General features: G+C 76.9%; 5 protein-coding genes. 2 read left to right on the forward strand and 3 right to left on the reverse strand.

Going from position 1 to position 4,793, the window contains the following annotated elements; translation table 11 throughout:
* A partial coding sequence (locus ACFSBI_RS16135) for an AfsR/SARP family transcriptional regulator (RefSeq protein WP_377936746.1) occupies positions 1-306 on the reverse strand: 306 nt, incomplete at its 3' end.
* A gap of 59 nt (positions 307-365) precedes the next feature.
* On the opposite strand from ACFSBI_RS16135, the gene ACFSBI_RS16140 reads away from it, so the two are divergent.
* Positions 366-2,207, forward strand: coding sequence for a cation:proton antiporter domain-containing protein (locus ACFSBI_RS16140; protein ID WP_377936747.1), 1,842 nt, complete (start codon positions 366-368; stop codon positions 2,205-2,207).
* Between the two features lie 60 nt (positions 2,208-2,267).
* On the opposite strand, the gene ACFSBI_RS16145 is transcribed toward ACFSBI_RS16140, so the two are convergent.
* A complete protein-coding gene (locus ACFSBI_RS16145; protein ID WP_377936749.1) occupies positions 2,268-2,690 on the reverse strand; it encodes a VOC family protein in 423 nt (140 codons plus the stop codon).
* Positions 2,691-2,787: 97 nt separating this feature from the next.
* On the opposite strand from ACFSBI_RS16145, the gene ACFSBI_RS16150 reads away from it, so the two are divergent.
* Positions 2,788-3,747: a helix-turn-helix transcriptional regulator gene (locus tag ACFSBI_RS16150; RefSeq protein ID WP_377936751.1), complete on the forward strand. Its 960-nt coding sequence runs from the start codon at positions 2,788-2,790 to the stop codon at positions 3,745-3,747.
* A gap of 13 nt (positions 3,748-3,760) precedes the next feature.
* On the opposite strand, the gene ACFSBI_RS16155 is transcribed toward ACFSBI_RS16150, so the two are convergent.
* Positions 3,761-4,793, reverse strand: a 1,033-nt coding sequence (locus tag ACFSBI_RS16155; protein ID WP_377936753.1) for a CopD family protein, incomplete at its 5' end; no start/stop codon positions are given.

Consider the following 4,793-nt stretch of genomic DNA (forward strand, 5'->3'; position numbering starts at 1 on the left):
TAACCCCGCTTGGCCTCCGCCTTGGTCGCTGCCGGCGAGCCGGTAGCCCGCGGGCGTGGAGAGGACCAGGCCCTCGCCCGCGGCGGCGCGGACCCGGGACACGAGCATCTGCAGGGCCGCCCGCGGGCTCCGGGGCGCGTCGTCGGCCCAGACGTCGTCGACCAGCCCCTCCGCGGAGCGGCCGGTGCCGCCCGCGAGCGCCAGGGCGACGAGCAGCCGCCGCGGCAGCGCCCCCGCGACGGGCCGGACCTCGCCGGCCACCGCGGTGCGGACGGGCCCGAGCACCTCGGCGCGCGCTCCGTCCACCCGCCCAACGCTAGGCCCGCGGCGGTCCGGACGTCCGCGGCGCCTGGCAGGATCCTCGCGTGCTGATCGGGCTCGCCGTGGTCGCCGCGGTGGTGCTGATCACCGCCGGGGCGCTGGCCGCGCCCCGCCTGAAGGTGCCGCTGCCCCTGCTGCTGCTCGTGATCGGCGTGCTCGTCGGGCTGGTGCCCGGCGTCCGCATCGAGCTGGACCCCGAGCTGGTGCTGGGCGGCGTGCTGCCGCCGCTGCTCTACGCCGCGGCCGTGCAGGCGTCCCTCGTCGACCTGAAGCGCACGATCTGGTCGGTGCTCGGCCTCGCCGCGATCCCCGTCGTCGTCACGACCCTCGCGGTCGGCTTCGCCCTGCACGCGGTGCTGCCGTCGGTGTCGCTCGCGATCGCCTTCGCGCTCGGCGCGGCCGTCGCCCCGCCCGACGCCGTGGCCGCGACGGCCCTGGGCCGCTCGGTCGGCATGCCCAGGCGCCTGATCGGGCTGCTGGAGGACGAGAGCCTGCTGAACGATCCCGTCGCGCTGACCGCGCTGACCGTCGCGATCACCGCGGCGTCGCACGTGATCACCCCGGTCGAGGTCGTGAGCGACCTGGTCCGGGCGGTCGTCTTCGGGGTCGCGTCCGGCGTGCTCGTCGGGCTCGCCGCACGGTGGGTGCGGCGACGCCTGCAGGACCCGGTGCTGTCGGTGGTCACCTCCTTCGCGATCCCGTACGCGGCGTTCCTGCCCGCGCAGGCGCTCGAGGGCTCGGGCGTGCTCGGCGCCGTGATCGCCGGGCTGATCGTCGCGCAGGCCACGCCGCGCACCACCTCGCCGCGCGCCCGCATCGCCGAGGCGGTGAACTGGCGCAGCGCCGGCTTCGTGCTCGAGAACGCCGTCTTCCTGCTGATCGGGCTGCAGCTGCCGCGGCTGATCGGCAACGTGCGGGAGTTCGGGCTCGGCACGGTGCTCGGCGTCTGCGCGGTCGTCCTCGTCGTCGTGGTCGCCGCCCGGTTCCTCGTGGTGCTCGCGGCGTGGGCCGTCGTGCCGCCGCTCCGGCACCGGGTCGACCTGCGCGGCATCGCGGTGCTCGGCTGGGCGGGGATGCGCGGCGTCGTGACCCTCGCGGCGGTCTTCGTGCTGCCTGACGTGCGGGAGCTGCCCCTGCTGCAGCTCGCCGCCTTCGTGGTCGTGGGCGGCACGCTGCTGCTGCAGGGGCTGACGCTCGGCCCGCTCGTGCGCGCGCTGCGGCTGCCGGTCGCGGACCCGGCGCAGGACGCGCTGCAGGCCGCCGAGCTGATGGACCGCGCGACCGGCGCGGCGACGCGGCGGCTCGACGGGCTCCTCACCGGCGACGAGCCCGCGGACGTGGTCTCCGCGCTGCGCACCCGGAACGCCGCGCAGTCCTCGCGCCTCTGGGAGCTGCTCGGCGACCAGGGCGGCGAGACCCCGACCGCGCTGTACCGGCGCCTGCGGCTCGCCATGCTCCAGGCGCAGCGCGACGTGGTGCTGGCGGCCCGCGACGAGGGCACGACGGACGACCCCGTGCTGCGGAGCGCGCTGAAGCGGATCGACCAGGAGGAGGCGGCGCTCGACGTGCCCGAGGAGATCGGGGAGGGCGGACGGCGCGAAGAGCTGGTCGACCCGCGCGGCGGGAAGGGCAGCTGCGAGCACCTGCGCTCCGCGCCGCTCGCGATCACCCCGAGCACGCCGGGGAAGTGCGAGGACTGCGTCCGCGAGGGCTCCACCTGGGTGCACCTGCGGACCTGCCTGACCTGCGGGCACGTCGGCTGCTGCGACAGCTCGGAGCGGCGGCACGCCGACCTCCACTTCCGCGGCACCGCGCACCCGGTGATGCGCAGCGCCGAGCCGGGCGAGGCGTGGCGCTGGTGCTACGTCGACGAGCGCCTCGGCTGAGGTCCTCTCCTCTCGCGGATCCGCGCAGGAACTGCGGATCCGCGAGCCCCGACGGGGTGGTCAGGACGGCTGCGGCGCCCGCACGTCCAGCTGCCAGACGACGCCGAAGCGGTCGCGCAGCTGACCGGCGAGGGTCGACCAGGCCGACGGGCCGAGCGGCTGCCGGATCTCCGCGCCGTCGGACAGCCCCTGCCATGCCCGCGTGATCTCGCCCGCGTCGTCGCCGAGCAGGTAGACGTAGAAGGCGTTCGAGCCCTGGTCGTACGGCTGCCCCGGCCAGACGTCGAAGGCCATCACTCGGATGCCGCTCGCCGTCTCGACCTGGCCCCAGATGACGCGGTCGGTCCATTCCGGGTCCTGCACGGCGCCCATCGCGCCGTAGGTCATCGCCTGCACCTCCGCGCCGAAGGCTGTGGCGTAGAAGTCGAGCGCCGCGCGGGCGTCGCCGTCGAAGTTGAGGTGCGGGGTGGTCGCGATGGTCATGTCGATCCCTTCGTCAGCCGCCCCTGCGGCGGCTTCGAGATCAGCATCCCGATCATTGCGGTCAGATCCTGGCCGCTTCTCCCTTCAGACTGTTCCCATGGCCGATCCGTCCGCCCGCCTGCTGCTCCTGCTGTCCCTGCTGCAGGTGCAGCGCGACTGGCCGGGCGACCTGCTGGCCGACCGTCTGGAGGTCAGCCTGCGGACGGTGCGCCGCGACGTCGACCGCCTCCGGGGGCTCGGCTACCGCGTCGAGGCGCTCCGCGGGCCTGCCGGCGGGTACCGGCTGGCGAGCGGGTCGGCGCTGCCGCCGCTGCTGCTCGACGACGACCAGGCCGTCGCGGTCGCGCTGGCGCTCGCCGTCGCCCCGGCCTCGGGCGCGGACATCGCGGAGGCGGCGGTCCGTGCGCTCGGCACCGTGCGCCAGGTCATGCCGTCCAGGCTGCGCGAGCGCGTCGACGCGGTGGAGGTGAGCGCGACGCCCGGCGGCGCGCTCGCGGACCCCGCGGTCCTCGTGGCCGTCAGCGACGCCGCGCGCCGGCGCGAGGTGCTCCGCTTCGAGTACGGCGGGCGCGCCCGTCCGCGGCGGGTCGAGCCGCACGCCGTCGTCGCACGGCACGGCCGCTGGTACCTGCTGGCCTGGGACGGCGAGGCGGCGGACGGCGCGGGCGACTGGCGGTCGTTCCGCGTCGATCGCATCGCACCGCGCGCGCCGACCCGGCTCGCCTTCACGCCGCGGCAGGTCCCGGGCGGAGACGCGGTGTCGTTCCTCGCCGCACGCTTCAAGGGCTCGGCGGAGGAGGACGCGTGGCCCTGCGTCGGCACCGCGGTCGTCGGCCTGGCCGCTCGGCGGATCGCGCCGTTCGTCGACGAGCACGCCGAGATCGAGGCGCTGGACGCGGAGCGGGCGCGTGTGACCCTCGGCTCCTGGTCGTGGCCCGCCCTCGCGGCGCGATTCGCGGGGTTCGGTGCCGTCCTGCAGATCGAGGGCCCGGAGGCGCTGCGCGACGCGGCGGTCGATGTCGCCGCGAGGCTGCGCGAGGCGGCGGACCGGCGCTGAACCCTCTCGGCGGCTACCAGACGTCCCAGGCGGTGCGCGTCGCGAGGCCGCGGTCGGGAGCGACGTCGAGCTGCAGGGTGAGCGTCCACCGTCCCGGCAGCGGGGTCTGGGCGTCGGTGCTGCGCCAGCCGCCGTCGGCCGTGCGCTCGAAGTGCACCTCGAGGCCGGGGACGCCCTCCGTGCTGAGCGAGCCCTCCACGCGGTCGAGCCGGACCCCGGGCGGGGGAGCGAGGTGCAGGCGGGTGGGGCCGCGGCGGGTCGACGCGACCTGCACCGCGAGGCGACCGGGATCGAGCGGTGCGGCGACGGCCGCCGGCGGCCCGTAGGTCTCCGCCGCGGTCGGCTGCATCGTGAGCACGGCGGTGACGGCGACGACCGCGGCGGTGACCGCCGCCTCCGCGATCACCGCCCGGCGCAGGCGGTGCGGCGAGGAGCCCCGCGCCAGCAGCCGGTGGGCGCCGACGGCGAGGGCGAGCGCGACGGCGACGAGGCCGAGCTTGCCGAGGAGGAGCAGGCCGTAGTCGGTGCGCCAGAGGGCCGGCAGCGGCACGACCGTGGGGAAGGCCTGCAGCTCGCCCGTCACGATCAGTGCGGCGACGGAGGCGAAGGCGAGCCGGGGCCAGCGCCGCAGGAGGACGGCGTCGGGCGCGCCGTCACCCCGGCGCAGCAGCACGCCGGCGAGCAGGACGAGCCCGCCGAGCCAGGTCGTCATCGCCCCGAGGTGCACCACCGCGGCCGGCACCAGCCAGGCGGCGCCCGGCCCCGCCGCGGCGTGCCCGAGGAGGGCGACGGTGGTCAGCGCGCCGACGGCGATCGCGCCGAGCACGGCGGTGCCCGCGACCCCGCGTCGGGCCCGGGCGACCAGCAGCGCCCCGGCGACGAGGAGGACCAGCCGGACGACGAGCGCGACGCCGATGCCGCCGGTGAGGACGTCGCCCAGGCCGTGGAGGCGGAGTGCTCCCGCCCAGCCGCTGCCGGAAGCCCGGGGCCCGCGCAGCAGCAGGTCGACGAGCGTCGCCGCCGCGGCGACGGCGGACGCGGGGGCG

It is taken from the genome of Amnibacterium endophyticum (assembly GCF_042680685.1).
GTDB classification, from domain to species: Bacteria; Actinomycetota; Actinomycetes; order Actinomycetales; family Microbacteriaceae; genus Amnibacterium; species Amnibacterium endophyticum.